Genomic DNA, 16,986 nt, shown 5'->3' with positions numbered 1-16,986 from the left:
CGCGCGGAAGGAGCCCATGCGATGCAGGGCGACCCCGAGGTCATCGAATTCCTGAACGAGCAGCTGACCGCCGAGCTCACGGCGATCAACCAGTACTTCCTGCACTCGAAGCTGCAGGACCACAAGGGCTGGACGAAACTCGCCGAGTACACGCGCGCCGAGTCCTTCGACGAGATGCGTCACGCCGAGGTGCTCACCGACCGCATCCTGCTGCTCGACGGCCTGCCGAACTACCAGCGGCTGTTCCACGTCCGGGTCGGGCAGACCGTGACCGAGATGTTCCAGGCGGACCGGGAGGTCGAACTCGAGGCGATCGACCGGCTGCGCCGCGGGGTGGAGGTCATGCGCACCAAGGGCGACATCACGTCGGCCAACGTCTTCGAGGCGATCCTGGCCGACGAGGAGCACCACATCGACTACCTGGACACCCAGCTGGACCTGATCGAGAAACTGGGCGAGTCACTGTACCTGTCGACGGTCGTCGAGCAGTCCCAGCCCGACTCGTCGGGCCCGGGGACGAGCGGCTTCTCGACCCACTAGGGCAGGTCCTACGCGGCTTCCGGGACCTTCGCCGCGAGCGGCGGCTCGCCCTGGTCGACGAGCTGCCGGCGCGGGCAGGAGCCGCGGCCGAGCAGTGCCTGGATGCGCCGCACGCAGCCGCCGCAGTCGGTGCCGGCCTTGCAGGCGGAGGCGATCTGCCGGGGCGTGCACGCTCCGGCGTCCGCGTGACTCCTCACCTGTTCCTCGGTCACACCGAAGCAACTGCAGACGAACACGCGGTTCACCTCCCGGGAGGGTACTGGGTCGAGCCGTCCCGACCCTTGATCGGTGAGGCTAACCTAACCTTACCTGTCGCCCGAAGGGCACAAAAGCGGGGCGGGGCGCGATCCTGTGTGATACACGCCCCACCCCTTCGCCGGTGTCACCGGCCGCGCCGGCTACTGGTCGCGGTACATCTCCGCGACGAGGAAGGCCAGGTCCAGCGACTGGCTGCGGTTGAGCCGCGGGTCGCAGGCCGTCTCGTAACGCTGGTGCAGGTCGTCGACGAAGATCTCGTCGCCGCCGCCCACGCACTCGGTGACGTCGTCGCCGGTGAGCTCCACGTGGATGCCGCCCGGGTGGGTGCCGAGCCCCTTGTGGACCTCGAAGAAGCCCTTGACCTCGTCGAGCACGTCGTCGAAGCGGCGGGTCTTGTGACCGGAGGCCGCCTCGAAGGTGTTGCCGTGCATCGGGTCGGTCACCCAGGCCACGGTGGCGCCGGACGCGGTGACCTTCTCGACCAGCTCGGGGAGCTCGTCGCGGATCTTGTCCGCGCCCATCCGGACGATGAAGGTCAGCCGGCCGGGCTCACGCTCGGGGTCGAGGCGCTCGATGTACTGCAGCGCCTCCTCGGCCGTGGTGCTCGGGCCGAGCTTGACGCCGATCGGGTTGCGGATCCGCGAGGCGAACTCGATGTGCGCGTGGTCCATCTGCCGGGTGCGCTCACCGATCCACACCATGTGCCCGGAGACGTCGTACAGCTGCCCGGTGCGCGAGTCGACACGGGTGAGGGCGGACTCGTAGTCGAGCAGCAGCGCCTCGTGCGAGGAGAAGAACTCGACGGTCCTGAACTCCTCCGGGTCGGTGCCGCAGGCCCGCATGAAGTTCAGCGCGTTGTCGATCTCCCGGGCGAGCTGCTCGTAGCGCTGGCCGGAGGGGGAGGACTTCACGAAGTCCTGGTTCCAGGCGTGCACCTGGCGCAGGTCGGCGTAGCCGCCGGTGGTGAAGGCGCGCACCAGGTTCAGCGTGGACGCCGACGCGTGGTACATGCGCTTCAGCCGCTCGGGGTCCGGGATGCGGGCCTCTTCGGTGAAGTCGAAGCCGTTGACGGAGTCGCCCCGGTAGGTCGGCAGCGTCACGCCGTCGCGGGTCTCGGTCGGCTTGGAGCGCGGCTTGGAGTACTGGCCGGCGATCCGCCCGACCTTCACCACGGGCACGGAGGCGGCGTACGTGAGGACGGCGCCCATCTGGAGGAGGGTCTTCACCTTCGCCCGGATGTGCTCGGCGGACACCGCGTCGAAGGACTCGGCACAGTCACCGCCCTGGAGCAGAAACGCCTCACCTCGCGCGACGGCCGCCATACGCGCGCGCAGCTGGTCGCACTCGCCGGCGAACACCAGCGGGGGATACGTTTCGAGCTCGGCGATCACATCGCGCAGAGCCTCGGCATCCGGGTACTCGGGCTGCTGCGCCGCAGGCAGGTTTCGCCAGGTCGCCTGAGCGGCGACGCTTTGAGAATCAGCGTTCACGGTCACACGCCCCACACTACGCGGTCGCACCGGCCGTCCATCCCGGCGCTCAACAAATGAGACGGGGGCCGCTCCTCCGCCCGGCGGGGGCACACCACGTGCAACGACGCGGAACCGCACACGTCACGCGCCACATCGTGTAGCGTGCCTGCCATGTTCGCGCACTCGACCCAGAACTGGTGGTGGCCCGCTTCTCCGGCGGCCCACTGACTGCGCGTACGCAAGACTTCGCGAAGGCCGCCCGAGGGGCGGCCTTCGGTGTTTCCCGGGGTCGTTCCTCACGCTCATGACAGCGACGAGACGAGGGACACCCCATGGACCTGGCACAGCTCCCGCACGACGACCGCCCCTTCGCCCTGCTGCGCCGCCGCACGCCGGGCCACGACCACGGCGTGGTCGAGCTGCTGGTCGGACCGGTGGGCACCCGTGACCGCCTGGCCGACCTGCCCGACGCGTGCCTGGCGGTCGTCCCCTTCCGGCAGATCCGCGAGCGCGGCTTCGAGGTCCGCGACGACGGCACCCCGCTGCTGGTGCTGACGCCCGAGGAGCGGTACGCGATCCCGCTCGCCGAGGCCCTCGACCGGCTCCCCGCGCACGACGTCCGGGTGGAGGGCGGCGGCTTCGACGTCGGCGACGAGGAGTACGCGCGGATCGTCGGGCGGGTCCTGGACGAGGAGATCGGGCGGGGCGAGGGCGCCAACTTCGTGATCCGGCGGACGTACGAGGGCGAGATCCCCGGGTTCGGACGGGCCGACGCGCTGGCGCTGTTCCGGCGGCTCCTCGAGGGCGAGCGGGGCGCGTACTGGACGTTCGTCGTCCACACCGGGGACAGGACCCTGGTCGGGGCCAGCCCCGAGGTGCACGTCCGGGCGTCCGGCGGGACGGTCGTGATGAACCCGATCAGCGGCACCTACCGCTACCCCGCCGGAGGGCCGACCCCCGAGCACCTGCTGGAGTTCCTCGCCGACGGCAAGGAGATCGAGGAGCTGTCGATGGTCGTCGACGAGGAGCTCAAGATGATGTGCACCGTCGGCGACATGGGCGGGGTCGTGGTGGGGCCCCGGCTGAAGGAGATGGCGCACCTCGCGCACACCGAGTACGAGCTGCGCGGCCGGTCCTCGCTGGATGTGCGCGAGGTGCTGAAGGAGACCATGTTCGCGGCGACCGTCACCGGGTCGCCGGTGCAGAACGCCTGCCGGGTGATCGAGCGGCACGAGACCGGCGGGCGCGGTTACTACGCGGGCGCGCTGGCGCTCATCGGCCGCGACGAGGGCGGCGCCCAGACCCTGGACTCCCCCATCCTCATCCGCACCGCCGACGTCGACGCGGCCGGGCGGCTGCGGGTGCCGGTCGGGGCCACGCTGGTGCGCGGCTCCGACCCGGCGGGCGAGGTCGCGGAGACCCACGCCAAGGCGGCCGGGGTGCTGGCCGCGCTGGGGGCGCGTCCGGGACGCCCGCGCGAGGAGTCCGTACGGCCGAGGCTGGCCGACGACCCCCGGGTGCGGGCGGCGCTGGACGGGCGCCGGGCCTCGCTGGCCCCGTTCTGGCTGCGGATGCGGGAGCGGTCGGACGCGCTGACCGGGCACGCCCTGGTCGTCGACGGGGAGGACACCTTCACCGCGATGCTCGCCCACGTGCTGCGGGCCGCCGGGCTGGACGTGACCGTGCGGCGCTACGACGAGCCGGGGCTGCGGGAGGCGGTGCTCGGGCACGAGGGGCCGCTGGTGCTGGGCCCCGGGCCGGGCGACCCGTCCGACACGGCCGACCCGAAGATGCGGTTCCTGCGCGCGCTGACCGCCGACGTCATCCGGGGGAAGCGGCACGGCGTCCTCGGGGTCTGCCTCGGCCACGAGCTGGTCGCGGCCGAGCTGGGCCTGGAGATCGTGCGCAAGGAGGTGCCGTACCAGGGGGCGCAGACGGAGATCGACCTGTTCGGGCGGCCGGAGACGGTCGGCTTCTACAACAGTTTCGTGGCGCGCTGCGACGACGACACCGCGCGGGAGCTGGCCGCGCACGGCGTCGAGGTGAGCCGTGCCGCCGGCGGCGAGGTGCACGCGCTGCGCGGGGAGGGTTTCGCCGGGGTGCAGTTCCACCCCGAGTCGGTGCTGACCCTGAACGGCGCGGCGATCGTCCGTGAGCTGGTGGGTCAGCTCCGGGGCACCAGGACGTTCTCGGAGCGGCGGCCGGCGCTGTAGTCGAGGACGTTGTCCACCGTGGTCCGGACGATCTGTCCGACGGCGTCCGCGGTGTAGTACGCCTGGTGGGAGGTGACCAGGACGTTCGGGAACGTGACGAGGCGGGCCAGGGTGTCGTCGTCGACGGCCTCCAGGGACTTGTCGAGGAAGAACAGTCCCGCCTCCGCCTCGTACACGTCCAGGCCGACGCCCGTGAAGCGGCCGGCGCGCAGTTCGGTGACGAGGGCCGCGGTGTCGACGAGGCCGCCCCGGCTGGAGTTCACCAGGATCGCGTCGTCCCGCATCGTCTTCAGGGCGTCGGCGTCGACGATGTGCCGGGTGGCGGGCAGCAGCGGGAGGTGCAGGCTGATCAGGTCGGACTCGGCGAGGAGCCGCTCCTTGGGGACGTAGGTCATGCCGAGGTCCAGGCAGGCGGGGTTCTCGGTGACGTCCCAGCCGAGCAGCCGCATGCCGAAGCCGTGGGCGATCCGGGCGAACGCCTCGCCGATCTTCCCGGTGCCGAGGATCCCGGCGGTGCGGCCGTGCAGGTCGCGGCCCATCAGTCCGTCGAGCCGGAAGTCGAAGTCGCGGGTGCGGGTGGAGGCGCGGACGATCCGGCGGTTGACGGCCATGGCGAGGGTCCAGGCGAACTCGGCGACCGAGTACGGCGAGTAGGACGACACCCGGGCGACCGTCAGGCCGAGCCGTTCGGCGACCTCCAGGTCGATGTTGTTGAAGCCGGTGGAGCGCTGGGCGACCATCCGGGTGCCGCCGGCCGCGAGGCCGGAGAGCACCTCGGCGCCGAGGTCGCAGTTGACGCTGGTGGAGATGATCTCGTGGCCCGCGGCGATGGGGGCGGTGTCCGCGTTGAGGAAGACGTCGAGGCCGCGCACCTCGTGGTGGCCCGCGAAGGCCCGCTCGATCAGCGGCTTCTCGTCGGCCTGCACTCCGAACGCCAGGATCTCCACGGTTCCCTCCAGGGGTGGTGCCGGGTCGTGTACTGCCGTACCGGCGAATATACGGGCGCCCCGGAGGGCGTGCCCGGGCCGTACGGGGCACACCTGGAGGGCCTTCCGCCCGTTCCGCCCGGCCTACTCGTCGTCGAGGCCGCGCTCTATGGCGTAGCGGACGAGTTCGACGCGGTTGTGCAGCTGGAGCTTGCCGAGGGTGTTCTGGACGTGGTTCTGCACGGTGCGGTGGGAGATGACGAGCCGTTCGGCGATCTGCTTGTAGCTGAGGCCCTTGGCGACCAGGCGCAGCACCTCGGTCTCGCGGTCGGTCAGCCGGGGCGCGCCCGGTTCGCCGCCGGCGGGGGCGGGGCCGGCCGGTTCGGAGGCGAGGCGGCGGTACTCGCCGAGGACCAGCCCGGCCAGGCCGGGGGTGAACACCGGGTCGCCGACGGCGGTGCGGCGCACCGCGTCCCGCAGCTCCTCGGTGGAGGCGGACTTCAGCAGGTAGCCGGTGGCACCGGACTTCACCGCCTCCAGGACGTCGGCGTGCTCGCCGCTCGCCGAGAGCACCAGTACGCGGACGGCGGGGTGCGCGGCGACGACCTCCTTGCAGACCTGGACGCCGGGCTTGCCGGGCAGGTTCAGGTCGAGGACGAGGACGTCGGGTACGGCGGCCTTGGCGCGGCGCACCGCCTGGTCGCCGTCGCCGGCGGTGGCGACGACCTCGAAGCCGGACTCGGACAGGTCGCGGGCGACGGCGTCGCGCCACATGGGGTGGTCGTCGACCACCATGACCCTGATCGGGTCCCCGTGGTCCCCGTGCTCCCCGTGCTCCCCGTGCTCCCCGGTGCTGTCCGTCATCGCCGTTCCGCCTTCCCCCGTGGGTCCTTCGATTCCTTCGCGGCCTTGGGCACCTTCAGTTCGACCTCCGTGCCCTGTCCCGGCACCGAGATCAGTTCCGCGCTGCCGCCGAGGTCGCGCAGCCGGCCCCGGATGGACAGGGCCACGCCGAGCCGGCCCTCGCCCTCGGCCTGGGCGAGCCGGCCCTCGGGGATGCCGGGGCCGTCGTCGCGGACGGTGACGATCACCTCGTCCGGTTCGTCCTCGACCAGGATCCAGGCGCGTGCCCGCTCCCCCGCGTGCCTGCGGACGTTGTCCAGGGCGGCCCCGACTGCGGCGGCCACCTCCCGCGCGGCGGCCGGTGCCAGCCGCACCGGCGCTCCGGGCTCGGCGAGGCTGACCAGGGATCCGGCGTAGGGGGCGAGCAGGGTGCGCAGGTCGACCGGCCCGTCGTCCCCGGTGTCGTCCTCGTCCACGGCCCGTACGACGGCGCCCTCGGCGGTGTCCTCCGAGGCCCGGGAGACGGGGACGAGCCCGCCGGAGACCAGGGTGCGCAGGGCGACCTCCTGTTCCCCGGCCATCCGGCCCAGTTCGGCGGCCTCGCCGCCGATGACCGCGCCCCGGCGCTGCACCATGGCCAGCACCTGGAGCACGCTGTCGTGGATGTCCCGCGCGAGGCGCTCCCGCTCCCTGGTCGCGGCCTCGATCTCCAGTGCGCGGGCGAGGGTGCGCTCGGAGGCGCGGGCGACCTCGACGACGTAGCCGATGGCGATGGAGGCGACCCACACGAGGATCACGTTGTGCACGGTGTCGCGGGCCGGGCTGCCGCGTTCGACGAGGTTGGCGGCGGCGACGAGGGTGGAGGCGAGGGCCGCCCAGCGCCAGCCGCCCTTGACGGCGAAGGCGAGCACCGATCCGGCGGTCCAGATCGACGGCAGGGTCGGGCCGCCCGCCTCGATGCGTGCGGGTGCGTCGGCGAGGGGCGTGAGCAGGATGCCGACGACCGCGATGGTCAGGTCGGCGGTGAGGAAGCGCTTGGTGCAGGCGGCCTCGCTCGCGGTCCTGGGCAGGGTGGCCAGGGTCCACACCGCGAGGACGGCGAAGTAGCCGACGGCCAGCCAGGGGCGGGGGAACTCCTCGTGAGCGGTGGCGAACAGGCCGATCGCGTACATGAGGGTGAGGACCCGGTAGCCGGTGAGGGCACGCCACAGCGGCTGCTCGACCGACATGCGCATGACTCGCTCGCGCCTGGCCATGTCCCCCACTCCCCCCTGCGCCCCCGTCCAGGGGCCGGGCCGTCGCCCGTCCTACCGCTCCCGGCCGTCCTGCTCCATGGCGGCCTTCAGCTTCTCGGCCTGTTCCTTCTCCGCGCGGGCGAGCGCCGCCTTCGCCGCCTTCTCCGCTTCCTTCTCGGCCTTGGCCGCCTCCGAGAGCTGCCGCTTCATGGCGGTGGCGTACATGTCGACGTACTCCTGGCCGGACAGCTTCATGATCTCGTACATGACCTCGTCGGTCACCGCGCGGAGCACGAAGCGGTCGTGCTCCATGCCCTGGTAGCGGCTGAAGTCCAGCGGCCTGCCGATCCGTATGCCGGGCCGCATCAGCTTCGGCATGACCTGGCCGGGCGGCTGGATCTTCTCCGTGTCGATCATGGCGACCGGGATGACGGGCGCCCCGGTGGCCAGCGCCACGCGCGCGAGGCCGCCCGGCTTGCCCCGGTAGAGGCGGCCGTCGGGCGAGCGGGTGCCCTCCGGGTAGATGCCGAACAGCTCGCCGCGCTCGATGACCTCGATGCCGCTCCTGATCGCGGCCTCGCCCGCGCCGCGCGCGCCGGAGCGGTCCACCGGGAGCTGGCCCACGCCCTTGAAGAAGGCGGCCGTCAGCCGGCCCTTCACGCCCGGGGTGGTGAAGTACTCGGCCTTGGCGATGAAGGTGACCTTGCGGTCCAGCACGGCCGGCAGGAAGAAGGAGTCGGAGAACGACAGGTGGTTGCTGGCCAGGATGGCGGGGCCCTCGGCGGGGATGTTCTCCAGGCCCTCCACCCAGGGCCTGAAGGCGAGCTTCAGCGGCCCTCCGATGGCGACCTTCATCGTGCCGTACAACAACCGAGTGCCTCCTGTGCGTGTTCGTCAGACCATATCCCGGAGCGCCGTCAAAGGCCCCGACGGCCCTGGTCGGTGTCAGTGCGGTCGCGTACGGTGAAGGTCCTGCAACCCGTGTGCGGCACCTGCCGCGATCATCGTGACGTACCAGACCTTCCTACGAACAGGAGGCCGAAGGTGCCGCTCCTGACCGGAGCCGAGCCGTTCCGCCACGAGGGCGGGGAGACCGCCGTCCTCTTCTGCCACGGCTTCACCGGTTCACCGCAGTCGCTGCGCCCCTGGGCCGAGCATCTCGCCGGGCACGGCCTGACCGTCTCGCTGCCCCTGCTGCCCGGGCACGGCACCCGCTGGCAGGACCTCTCGGTCGCCGGCTGGCAGGACTGGTACGCGGAGGTGGACCGCGAGCTGCGGCTGCTGCTGGACCGCCACGAGCGGGTGTTCGTCGCCGGTCTGTCGATGGGCGGAGCGCTGGCGCTGCGGCTGGCCGCGCTCCACGGTGACGCGGTGAGCGGGGTGATGGTCGTGAACCCGGCGAACAAGGTGCACGGGGTGGCCGCGCACGCCCTTCCGGTGCTGCGCCATCTCGTCCCGGCGACGAAGGGCATCGCGAGCGACATCGCGAAGCCGCTGAGCAGGGAGCTCGGGTACGACCGGGTGCCGCTGCACGCGGCGCACTCGCTGCGGAACCTCCTCCGGCTCGTCGACGGCGAGCTGCCCCGGGTCACCCAGCCGCTGCTGCTGATGCGCAGCCCCCAGGACCACGTGGTGCCGCCCGCGGACTCGGCCCGGATCCTCGGCCGGGTGTCGTCGACGGACGTCACGGAGATCCTGCTGGAACAGAGCTACCACGTGGCGACGTTGGACTACGACGCGGAGCGGATCTTCCAGGAGAGCACCGCGTTCATCGGCCGGCTCGCACCCGGCGCCGTCAAGGAGCCCGGTCTCGGCACGGAAGGGACGACCACAGGTGGCTGAGCACGACTCGGACCGCGAGGACCGCGAGGGCCGTGAGGGCCGCGAGCCGGAGGAGAAGGGGGTCCCCTTCGACGAGGCCGCCGCGTGGGAGGCGATCGTCGCCGGGTACGGGGAGGAGCCGCCGGACCCGCCGGGCGCCAAGCCGTTCAAGTCCGTCGAGGACCTGGCGCTGCTGGAGCCCGAGACGAACGACGACGGGGCGAGGGCCGAGTCCCCCGTCAAGGCCGAGGACAAGCCGGCCAAGCCGCTGGGCGGCTCCGTCTCCTTCGCCCCCGGTGTCGGCGGCCCGCGCGACTACAGCGTGGCCGAGCCGTCGGACGACGACCTCGACGAGACCGACGAGGGCCACTTCGTCCCGCCGGAGCCGCCCCCGCTGCCGGAGGCCGACGTCACGTCGAAGTTCGCCTGGCTGGGAGTGCTCGGCGGCCCGCTCCTGCTCCTGCTGGCGATCCTGCTCGGCTGGGAGATGACCTGGTGGCTGGCCACCCTGTGCATCGGCGGCTTCCTGGGAGGCATCGCCACGCTGGTGATGCGCATGCGCACGGACGACGAGGACGACGACGATCCGGGGCGGGGCGCGGTGGTCTGAGCGCCCCGTTTACGCGGCGGGGGCCCGTTTACGCGGCAGGGATCCGGAGGGCGGCCAGGACCGGAAGGTGGTCCGTGGCCGCCCTCAGGTCCGCCGCGCTCACCCCGGGCTGCTCCAGCGGCACCCCGCAGCCCAGCACCTCGACGCCCTTGGTGACGAAGAGGGCGTCGATCCGCCGGTGCGGTTCGTCCCGGACCCAGGTGTGCTCACCGCCCCAGGGGGCCGTGGCATGGCAGTCGGTGAGCGACTCGGCCAGCCGCCGGAAGGTCCGCCCGCCCGGCGGCTCGTTGACGTCCCCGCCGGCGATGACGTGCTCGACGCCCATCCCGGCGACCCGGTCGAGCAGCATCCCGCCCTGCTCGTACCGCTCGCCCTTCTCCAGCGACAGGTGACAGCTCAGCACGCCGACCCGGGCGCCCCCGAACCGTACGACGGCGGTGGCGAACCCGCGCCGGTGCTGCCCGGGGGTGAGCGGCAGCAGCACGTCCTCGGTGCGCTCGACGGTCGCCCGCAGCGAGCACAGCATCGCGGGCCCGGCGGCGGTGGCACCCCCGGAGAGGATGACGAGGCCCGCCTCCGAGGCGAGCCGGGCGAGCTTCTTGCGCCAGCGGAAGAACCGCGGCGCCTCCTGGAGCAGGACGAGATCGGGAGCGCAGGCGGTGATCACCCGCGCGAGCGCACCGGTGTCGTCCCGCATCGACCGGATGTTGTAGCTGAGCACCCGGATGACGGCCGAACCGTCGGACTCGGTCCGGGAGTCGGGCAGCAGCGGAGTCGTCGCCATACGGATCAAGATACGCCGCCCCGCACGACGTGACGCGGGTCAGCGGCCCATACGGCCGAGGAAGTCAGGCCAGGCAACCGACGAGACGGCGAACCGCGGCCCGTCCTGCGTCTTGGAGTCCCGCACATGCACGACCTCGGCTGCGAAGGCCACCTCCACACAGCTGTCGCCCTCGGACCCGCCGTAGCTGCTCTTGAACCATTCCAGCTCGCTACGAATGCTCATGGCCCCCGTCAACGCTCCACGTAGCCGATGAATTCACACCACGCGGACGCCGACACTGCGAACCGGGGGCCGTCCTGCGCCTTGGAGTCACGCACATGGACAGCAGCGAGTGCCTTCGCAACCTCGACGCAGTCGTCCCCCTCAGACCCGCTGTAGCTGCTCTTGAACCATTCCAGCTCGCTGTAGGTGCTCATAGCGCTCCTCGCATCCGCTGCAACAACTCCACCGAGTCCGCCGGCGGGGACAAGGCCTGTGAACGCATCTTGGCATAGCGCATCTGCATGACGTTCACCGCTTCCCGGTCACAAACGAGATGCCCGGTCTTCTGCCCCTCCGAGTACCCCACCCACTGCCGCTCTTGAGTCTCGACGAGCCGCATGGGCCCATCCGTCCCCGCGTGATACGGCTGCCGCAGCGGCATGATCTGCAACTCCACGTTCCACAACTCGGTGGTCGCGAGGAAGTGGTCGATCAGCTCCCGGGTGACATCCTCACCGCCCGTGTGCCGCAACAGCACCGACTCCTCCACGATGAAGCTGAACGCGATCGGCGGCCGGCGCCGGAGCAGCTCCTGCCGCGCCGCGCGGGCCGCGATCCGCTGCTCCAACTGCTCCTCACCGGGCGGAGGCGGCACGTTGAGCATGACAGCCCGCGTGTATGCCTCGGTCTGGAGCAGCCCCGGCACCACCCGGCACTCGTACGTGCAGAGCCCGACCGCCATCTCCTCCAACTGGGCCCACTCCCGGAACCACACCGCCAGCCCCCGCTGTCGCCCGAGGTGCCGGACCATGGCCCGCAGCACCCCGAACGCCTCCAGCTCCTCCTCGGCCCGCTCCACGAAGGCGGCGGTCGGCATCCGCCGCCCCTGCTCCACCGAGGCGACGGACGCATGGGAGTAGTTGAGCCGCTCGGCGAGCTGCTCCTGTGTCATCAGGGCACGTTCCCGGAACGTCTTCAAGGCCGCCCCGAACGCCTTGAGACTGTCGGACGACTCAAGCGTGCTGCCGTTCGCCATGGACGACGACCCCCTTGTCGCGTAACCGGCACACCTTGCAGCCGTACAACATCCCGGTGCCCGGCAGGGGTTACGCGCGGGCCCCGGCCTCAGCCCGTACAGCCGACGTGTACGGGTCGTCCTCTCAGGGAAGTTGCATGGTCACGGACTGCTCGCTTGTGAGAGCGCCCGTGCAACTGGGCCGATGCAGCCCCGGGTTTTCACTGTCCCCCGGCCGCCGAGTAGCTTCTTGACCCTCACACGGTGTCAGGCGGTCAACTCGGAGACATCATGTTCACCATCGGAGACTTCGCCCGGCATGGCCACGTCTCGGTCCGGATGCTGCGTCATTACGACGCGACCGGACTGCTGCGACCGGCTCACGTCGACCCCGCCAGCGGCTACCGCTACTACACCGCTGCCCAGCTCGCCCGCCTCAACCGGATCATCGCGCTCAAAGATCTCGGGTTCTCTCTCCAGCAGGTCCGGGACATCGTGGACGAGAAGGTCGGCCTCGGGGAACTGCGCGGCATGCTGCGGCTGCGGCGGGCCGAACTGGAGACCGCGATGGCTGCCGCGGGAGCACGGCTGATCCAGGTCGAGGCGAGGCTCCGAGCGATCGAGAGTGAGGGGCACATGCCCACGAACGACGTTGTCATCAAGAGCGTCCCTTCCGTCCGGGTGGCGGAGCTGACCGCGACCGCCGCGAGTTTCGAGCCCGAGGACATCGGCCCGGTCATCGGGCCGCTCTACGACGAGCTGTTCCGGCGCCTGGACTCGGCGGGTATCACCCCCACGGGCCCCGGCATCGCATACTACGAGGACGCCCCGGAGGGTGGAGGCAAGATCAGCGTCCACGCCGCCGTCCAGGTCTCCGCCCCTCTCCAGGACGGCACCTTCCGGATCCTCGACCTGCCGTCGCTCGACCAGGCGGCGACCATCGTGCATCGCGGTTCGCTGGACGCCGTACTCCCCACCGCCCAGGCCCTGGCCCGCTGGATCGACGCCAACGACTACCAGTCGACCGGATACCCCCGCGAGATCAACCTGGAGTGCCCGGAAAATCGTGACGACTGGGTGACGGAACTGCAGGCACCGGTGACCCGGGCCTGATCAATCGCGCCTCAGCCTGGCCGGTGACAGTGAGGGCCTGCGTCGGTGCGGCGTGTCGTGGTTTCCCGCGAAATCCGGTGGAGTCTCAGCGGCCGGTAGTGGTTGGGTCCTGCTCGATGCCTCGCCGACACGGCCCGGCACAGTGCGAGGCGCGAGGTCCGCATCGCAGGTGCGGTCCAGCCCGCGTGTCGTCGAGTGATGGAGGTGGTCGCGGTGGCTGGTTATGGGGCGCTTTCCGATGTGTACGAGTGGCTGATCGGGGACGACAGGTTGACTCCCGCCGAGGCGGCCGCGGTGTACTGCACCGATGTCGTGGGCCCTGTGCCGCCCGACGCGCGCGTCCTCGACTGCGCGTGTGGAACCGGCCAGCTCGCCGTCGGTCTCGCGAGTCTCGGCCTTGACGTGGTCGCCGCGGACGCCAGTGCGGGGATGGTTCGCCGGACCGAGAGGCTCGCCGGCGAGCAGGGTGTCCCGCTTCGAGCCCTCCGCGCGAGCTGGGACGAGCTGCCCGACCACCTGGAGGACTCCACGTTCGATCTGGTGTTCTGCGTCGGCAACTCGCTCGGGCACGCCGAGGGCGCAGCCGGGCGCCTGACCGCACTGGAAGCGATGTCGCGGCTGCTGAATCCGGGCGGACGCCTCGTGCTCACGTCACGCAACTGGGAGCTCGTGCGCTCCGCCGGCTCACGGGTGGACGTCCGCGATCGGCTCGTCCGCCGCAACGGCCGCGATGCGGTCGTCAGCTACTCCTGGCAGATCGAGCAGCGCTGGGAGCAGGAACACTTCCTCGAGATCGTGGTCGCCCGGATCGAGCCGGACGGGGCGGTGCGGGCCTGCTCGGAGCGGTTGTCCATCTGGCCCTACCGGTACGAGGACCTCGTGGCGCAGTTGCGGAGCGTGGGGCTCACGGTGCGGTCCACCACCTTCGACCCCGAGAGTGATGGATACCTGGTGGTCGCCGGCCGCGACCAGACGCGAGGCACGTCCGAGCCGGCACGCTGATCCGCTTCGCATACGGCGGCGTGGACATCTCCCGGCGCAGTACCGTCCGGCTGCCGTCCGGCTCGCATCTGGGCGCTGGGCAGCACCGGTGACGTGTACTTCCACAAGGGCGGCGCGTCGACGACCGGTACCGGAACGGCGGTCATCACCCGCACCGGCGAGTGGGCGACGACGAAGCCGGCCTTCGGACAGGAGCCGTGCGCGGTGTCCGGGGCGAGAGGAGCCACCTCTCGCCCCGTCGGCATGTGCTCTCCGATTCCGGTGCCGTCGCCGTGCGGATCGGGATGCGCCGGCCGGCGTGCGCTGGCGCAGGGCGGGCGGCACCGCATCCGCGTGAGGAAGTCGTGCCGGCAGTGGAGGGGCTATAGGGATCACCTATGACCCCCGCTCATATTTCGTCTTTGCCTCTCATTGTTTTCCGGGCCTACCGTGAATCCGCGATTGAGCGATCGAGAGGACGGGCGGTATGACCGCGATCGAGAACGGGTCGGGAATTCGGGAGCTCGCGGGAAAGCGGGCTCTGGTCACGGGTGGTTCCCGTGGTATCGGGGCGGCCGTCGTGCGCCGGCTCCTGGAGGCGGGCGCCGAGGTGCTCACGACCGCCAGGTCGGCGTCGGACACGGTGCCGGAGGGGGCGGCCTTCGTGACGGCCGACGTACGGACCCGGGCCGGCGCCCAGGCGCTCGCCGTGGCCGCGCAAGAGGTGCTCGGCGGGGTGGACATCCTGGTCCACAACGCGGGTGGGGCCCGACCCCACAAGAGTGCCGTGGCCATCCCCGAGGAGGAGTGGCAGGACGCGCTCGACCTGAACTACCTGGCGTCGGTACGGCTGGACGCGCTGCTGGTACCGGGGATGCGGGAACGGCGTTCGGGGGTGATCGTGCACGTCTCCTCGGCCGCGGTCCCCACCTCGGCACCGCCGTTCCTGCACTACACGGCGGCGAAGGCGGCGCTGGAGAACTACAGCCGGGGACTGTCCCAGGAGCTGGCCCCGTCCGGGATCCGGGTCAACACCGTGACCCCCGGCAGGGTCGCCACCCCCGGCGGCGAGGCGACGCGTGAGCAGTGGGCGCGGCTGAACGGGGCGCCGGCCCGGACCAACGCCGACGACACCCCTCCGCTGGGGCGCGACGGCCGGCCCGACGACCTCGCCCACGCGGTGCTGTTCCTCGTGTCCGACCGGGCGAGCTGGCTGACCGGGAGCAATCTCGTCGTGGACGGCGGGGAATTCACCAGGGGCTGACGCCGGCGGGATTTCGCATTTCCATGGTGAAGAATTACCGATTCGATTTCGAGAAAGAGAACCCCGGCATGGGCAAGTACAGCGGAAAGAACGCGGTGGTCACGGGCGGCGGCAGCGGAATCGGGTTCGCGACGGCGCGGCTGCTGGTGGACGGCGGGGCCCGCGTGGTGATCACCGGGCGTTCCCGGGACACGCTCGACGCCGCGCGGGAGCGGCTCGGCGAGAACGCGGTGGCCGTCCGGGGCGACGTGGCCTCCCTGTCCGACCTGGACGCCCTGGCCGGCCGGGTGAAGGGCGAACTCGGCACGGTCGACGCCTTGTTCATCAACGCCGGCGTCACCCTCCCGACGCCCTTCGGGTCGACGACCGAGGAGGACTACGACCAACTGTTCGCGATCAACGTCAAGGGCGCCTTCTTCACCGTGCAGAAGCTCGCCCCGCTGCTGAGCACGGGCGCCGGCGTCGTCCTCACCACCTCGGCCGCGAACGTCATGGGCCTGCCGGAGACCAGTGTCTACGCGGCCGGCAAGGCGGCCCTGCGCTCGATGGCCCGCACCCTCTCCCGCGACCTGCTGTCCCGCGGGATCCGTGTCAACGCGGTCAGCCCCGGTCCCGTGGACACGGGGATCCTGGAGCGGACGATGACGGCGGAGGCCGCCGAGCAGTTCAAGGCGGAGCGGGTCACGGACAATCCCATGCGGCGCTTCGGCATGCCCGAGGAGATCGCCGGAGCGGCCGCGTTCCTCGCCTTCGACGCCACGTACACCGCCGGCGCCGAGCTCGCCGTGGACGGGGGCTACACCCAGCTCTGAACGGCCCCGGACCAGGTCTCCTGGCGCAGGAGTTCGAGCAGGGCCGTCTCCGCCGGGCCCGCGCCCTGCCGGACCACGGCGATGACGGGCTGGGACACCGGCGGGGACACCGGGCGGACGAGGTGTTCGTGGCCGTCGGGCACCGCGGAGGCCGGGACCAGGGTCACCCCCAGGCCCTGGGCGGCCCAGCGCGCGGCCGTCGCCGTCTGGGACACGCGGGCGGCCGTGGTCGGGGACGGGTCGTCGTCCCGCAGTACGTTCAGCAGCACGCCGTCGAGCGCGCTGTCGCGGTCGAACCTCACCCACGGCTCCCCCGCCAGATCGCTCAGCTCGACCCGGTCCGCGGCGAGCTGCCGGTGTCCGTCGCCCAGGACGACGACGAACTCCTCGTCGCCGAGGTGGTGGGCGTCGGCGGGGCTCCGCTCGCACGCCGCCATCAGGGCGAGGTCCAGCACGCCCCGGCGGCACAGCCGGTCCAGCTCCGCGGAGCTGGGTTCCTCGAAGACGGTGACCTCCAGCCTCGGGAAGCGGCGGCGCAGCGCGCCCAGCGCGCCCGGGAGCTGCCGGGTGCCGAAGCCCATCTGCACCGCGACCACCAGTTCGCCCGCCAGCTCGTCGGCACCGGCCCGCGCCGTCGCCCTGGCCCGCCGCGACGCGCTCACCGCGACCTCCGCCTCCCGCAGGAAGGCGCGGCCGACCATGGTGGGCACCAGTCCGGTCGGGGTGCGGGCGAACAGTTCCACACCGAGCTCCCGCTCCAGGCCGCGGATCTGCTGGGACACCGACGGCTGGGCGACGTGCAGCAGTTCCGCCGCCGCGGTCACCGAGCCCGCCTCGGCGACGGCCAGGGCGTACTCGTACTGACGAAGACTCATCGGTTCCTGTTCCCTCCCCT

General features: G+C 71.5%; 20 protein-coding genes. 9 read left to right on the top strand and 11 right to left on the bottom strand.

Going from position 1 to position 16,986, the window contains the following annotated elements:
* Nucleotides 1–21: 21 nt before the first annotated feature.
* Complete coding sequence (bfr, locus tag ACH5AO_RS15795; RefSeq protein ID WP_398924832.1) at nucleotides 22–540, top strand: bacterioferritin; 519 nt, start codon at nucleotides 22–24, stop codon at nucleotides 538–540.
* An 8-nt stretch (nucleotides 541–548) separates the two neighbouring features.
* Here bfr and ACH5AO_RS15790 read toward each other — a convergent pair whose 3' ends face one another.
* Both ACH5AO_RS15790 and ACH5AO_RS15785 read right to left on the bottom strand, forming a co-directional pair.
* Complete coding sequence (locus ACH5AO_RS15790; RefSeq protein WP_398924831.1) at nucleotides 549–785, bottom strand: bacterioferritin-associated ferredoxin; 237 nt, start codon at nucleotides 783–785, stop codon at nucleotides 549–551.
* Nucleotides 786–938: 153 nt separating this feature from the next.
* On the bottom strand, nucleotides 939–2,294 hold the full coding sequence (locus ACH5AO_RS15785) for a class II 3-deoxy-7-phosphoheptulonate synthase (protein ID WP_398924830.1): 1,356 nt from the start codon (nucleotides 2,292–2,294) through the stop codon (nucleotides 939–941).
* 147 nt (nucleotides 2,295–2,441) lie between these two features.
* On the opposite strand from ACH5AO_RS15785, the gene ACH5AO_RS15780 reads away from it, so the two are divergent.
* The gene (locus ACH5AO_RS15780; RefSeq protein WP_107062014.1) at nucleotides 2,442–2,498 is read left to right on the top strand and encodes a trp operon leader peptide; all 57 of its coding nucleotides are present in this window, start codon (nucleotides 2,442–2,444) and stop codon (nucleotides 2,496–2,498) included.
* A gap of 104 nt (nucleotides 2,499–2,602) precedes the next feature.
* Nucleotides 2,603–4,483, top strand: coding sequence for an anthranilate synthase family protein (locus ACH5AO_RS15775; RefSeq protein WP_398924829.1), 1,881 nt, complete (start codon nucleotides 2,603–2,605; stop codon nucleotides 4,481–4,483).
* On the opposite strand, the gene ACH5AO_RS15770 is transcribed toward ACH5AO_RS15775, so the two are convergent.
* The 4 genes from ACH5AO_RS15770 to ACH5AO_RS15755 all read right to left on the bottom strand — a co-directional run bounded on the left by ACH5AO_RS15770 (nucleotide 4,435) and on the right by ACH5AO_RS15755 (nucleotide 8,342).
* On the bottom strand, nucleotides 4,435–5,430 hold the full coding sequence (locus tag ACH5AO_RS15770; RefSeq protein WP_398924828.1) for a 2-hydroxyacid dehydrogenase: 996 nt from the start codon (nucleotides 5,428–5,430) through the stop codon (nucleotides 4,435–4,437). The two genes, ACH5AO_RS15775 and ACH5AO_RS15770, sit on opposite strands and share 49 nt — an antisense overlap.
* A 123-nt stretch (nucleotides 5,431–5,553) precedes the next feature.
* A complete protein-coding gene (locus ACH5AO_RS15765; RefSeq protein WP_398924827.1) occupies nucleotides 5,554–6,273 on the bottom strand; it encodes a response regulator in 720 nt (239 codons plus the stop codon).
* Nucleotides 6,270–7,508 carry a MacS family sensor histidine kinase gene (macS, locus tag ACH5AO_RS15760; protein WP_398924826.1) on the bottom strand — a complete coding sequence of 413 codons (1,239 nt, stop codon included), beginning with the start codon at nucleotides 7,506–7,508 and terminating at the stop codon, nucleotides 6,270–6,272. The genes ACH5AO_RS15765 and macS overlap by 4 nt, the downstream gene beginning before the upstream one ends.
* A 51-nt stretch (nucleotides 7,509–7,559) precedes the next feature.
* Complete coding sequence (locus ACH5AO_RS15755; RefSeq protein ID WP_398925239.1) at nucleotides 7,560–8,342, bottom strand: lysophospholipid acyltransferase family protein; 783 nt, start codon at nucleotides 8,340–8,342, stop codon at nucleotides 7,560–7,562.
* A 189-nt stretch (nucleotides 8,343–8,531) separates the two neighbouring features.
* Between ACH5AO_RS15755 and ACH5AO_RS15750 the strand changes: the two genes are divergently transcribed.
* Nucleotides 8,532–9,329: an alpha/beta hydrolase gene (locus ACH5AO_RS15750; RefSeq protein ID WP_398924825.1), complete on the top strand. Its 798-nt coding sequence runs from the start codon at nucleotides 8,532–8,534 to the stop codon at nucleotides 9,327–9,329.
* Complete coding sequence (locus tag ACH5AO_RS15745; protein ID WP_398924824.1) at nucleotides 9,322–9,918, top strand: hypothetical protein; 597 nt, start codon at nucleotides 9,322–9,324, stop codon at nucleotides 9,916–9,918. The genes ACH5AO_RS15750 and ACH5AO_RS15745 overlap by 8 nt, the downstream gene beginning before the upstream one ends.
* A 28-nt stretch (nucleotides 9,919–9,946) precedes the next feature.
* Here ACH5AO_RS15745 and ACH5AO_RS15740 read toward each other — a convergent pair whose 3' ends face one another.
* The 4 genes from ACH5AO_RS15740 to ACH5AO_RS15725 are packed head-to-tail and all read right to left on the bottom strand — an operon-like array spanning nucleotide 9,947 to nucleotide 11,942.
* On the bottom strand, nucleotides 9,947–10,702 hold the full coding sequence (locus ACH5AO_RS15740; protein WP_398924823.1) for an endonuclease/exonuclease/phosphatase family protein: 756 nt from the start codon (nucleotides 10,700–10,702) through the stop codon (nucleotides 9,947–9,949).
* A 39-nt stretch (nucleotides 10,703–10,741) separates the two neighbouring features.
* A complete protein-coding gene (locus tag ACH5AO_RS15735; RefSeq protein WP_398924822.1) occupies nucleotides 10,742–10,927 on the bottom strand; it encodes a DUF397 domain-containing protein in 186 nt (61 codons plus the stop codon).
* Between the two features lie 8 nt (nucleotides 10,928–10,935).
* Nucleotides 10,936–11,121 (bottom strand): DUF397 domain-containing protein, encoded by a 186-nt coding sequence (locus ACH5AO_RS15730; protein WP_398924821.1) that lies wholly within the window; start codon nucleotides 11,119–11,121, stop codon nucleotides 10,936–10,938.
* Nucleotides 11,118–11,942 carry a Scr1 family TA system antitoxin-like transcriptional regulator gene (locus ACH5AO_RS15725; RefSeq protein WP_398924820.1) on the bottom strand — a complete coding sequence of 275 codons (825 nt, stop codon included), beginning with the start codon at nucleotides 11,940–11,942 and terminating at the stop codon, nucleotides 11,118–11,120. Before ACH5AO_RS15725 ends, ACH5AO_RS15730 begins: the two co-directional genes overlap by 4 nt.
* Before the next feature lie 270 nt (nucleotides 11,943–12,212).
* Between ACH5AO_RS15725 and ACH5AO_RS15720 the strand changes: the two genes are divergently transcribed.
* The 4 genes from ACH5AO_RS15720 (at nucleotide 12,213) to ACH5AO_RS15705 (ending at nucleotide 16,091) form a co-directional block, all read left to right on the top strand.
* Nucleotides 12,213–13,034: a MerR family transcriptional regulator gene (locus ACH5AO_RS15720; RefSeq protein ID WP_398924819.1), complete on the top strand. Its 822-nt coding sequence runs from the start codon at nucleotides 12,213–12,215 to the stop codon at nucleotides 13,032–13,034.
* Between the two features lie 213 nt (nucleotides 13,035–13,247).
* Entirely contained in the window at nucleotides 13,248–14,036 is a 789-nt protein-coding gene (locus tag ACH5AO_RS15715; protein ID WP_398924818.1) for a methyltransferase domain-containing protein, read from the top strand.
* A gap of 466 nt (nucleotides 14,037–14,502) precedes the next feature.
* Nucleotides 14,503–15,279: an SDR family oxidoreductase gene (locus tag ACH5AO_RS15710; protein ID WP_398924817.1), complete on the top strand. Its 777-nt coding sequence runs from the start codon at nucleotides 14,503–14,505 to the stop codon at nucleotides 15,277–15,279.
* 68 nt (nucleotides 15,280–15,347) lie between these two features.
* Nucleotides 15,348–16,091, top strand: coding sequence for an SDR family oxidoreductase (locus ACH5AO_RS15705; protein ID WP_398924816.1), 744 nt, complete (start codon nucleotides 15,348–15,350; stop codon nucleotides 16,089–16,091).
* On the opposite strand, the gene ACH5AO_RS15700 is transcribed toward ACH5AO_RS15705, so the two are convergent.
* On the bottom strand, nucleotides 16,076–16,966 hold the full coding sequence (locus ACH5AO_RS15700) for a LysR family transcriptional regulator (protein ID WP_398924815.1): 891 nt from the start codon (nucleotides 16,964–16,966) through the stop codon (nucleotides 16,076–16,078). The genes ACH5AO_RS15705 and ACH5AO_RS15700 overlap by 16 nt on opposite strands.
* Nucleotides 16,967–16,986: the final 20 nt, after the last annotated feature.

The organism is Streptomyces sp. NPDC018964, from assembly GCF_044390325.1.
GTDB lineage: Bacteria > Actinomycetota > Actinomycetes > Streptomycetales > Streptomycetaceae > Streptomyces.
This window is presented reverse-complemented; position numbering and strand designations above follow the sequence as displayed.

Bases quoted from the DNA above. Each gene is read 5' to 3' on its own strand.
- ACH5AO_RS15765 (WP_398924827.1), bottom strand. From the start codon at position 6,273: ATGACGGACAGCACCGGGGAGCACGGGGAGCACGGGGAGCACGGGGAC.
- ACH5AO_RS15775 (WP_398924829.1), top strand. From the start codon at position 2,603: ATGGACCTGGCACAGCTCCCGCACGACGACCGCCCCTTCGCCCTGCTG.
- ACH5AO_RS15725 (WP_398924820.1), bottom strand. From the start codon at position 11,942: ATGGCGAACGGCAGCACGCTTGAGTCGTCCGACAGTCTCAAGGCGTTC.
- ACH5AO_RS15710 (WP_398924817.1), top strand. From the start codon at position 14,503: ATGACCGCGATCGAGAACGGGTCGGGAATTCGGGAGCTCGCGGGAAAG.
- ACH5AO_RS15735 (WP_398924822.1), bottom strand. From the start codon at position 10,927: ATGAGCATTCGTAGCGAGCTGGAATGGTTCAAGAGCAGCTACGGCGGG.
- ACH5AO_RS15740 (WP_398924823.1), bottom strand. From the start codon at position 10,702: ATGGCGACGACTCCGCTGCTGCCCGACTCCCGGACCGAGTCCGACGGT.
- ACH5AO_RS15700 (WP_398924815.1), bottom strand. From the start codon at position 16,966: ATGAGTCTTCGTCAGTACGAGTACGCCCTGGCCGTCGCCGAGGCGGGC.
- ACH5AO_RS15705 (WP_398924816.1), top strand. From the start codon at position 15,348: ATGGGCAAGTACAGCGGAAAGAACGCGGTGGTCACGGGCGGCGGCAGC.
- bfr (WP_398924832.1), top strand. From the start codon at position 22: ATGCAGGGCGACCCCGAGGTCATCGAATTCCTGAACGAGCAGCTGACC.
- ACH5AO_RS15720 (WP_398924819.1), top strand. From the start codon at position 12,213: ATGTTCACCATCGGAGACTTCGCCCGGCATGGCCACGTCTCGGTCCGG.
- ACH5AO_RS15755 (WP_398925239.1), bottom strand. From the start codon at position 8,342: ATGAAGGTCGCCATCGGAGGGCCGCTGAAGCTCGCCTTCAGGCCCTGG.
- ACH5AO_RS15730 (WP_398924821.1), bottom strand. From the start codon at position 11,121: ATGAGCACCTACAGCGAGCTGGAATGGTTCAAGAGCAGCTACAGCGGG.
- macS (WP_398924826.1), bottom strand. From the start codon at position 7,508: ATGGCCAGGCGCGAGCGAGTCATGCGCATGTCGGTCGAGCAGCCGCTG.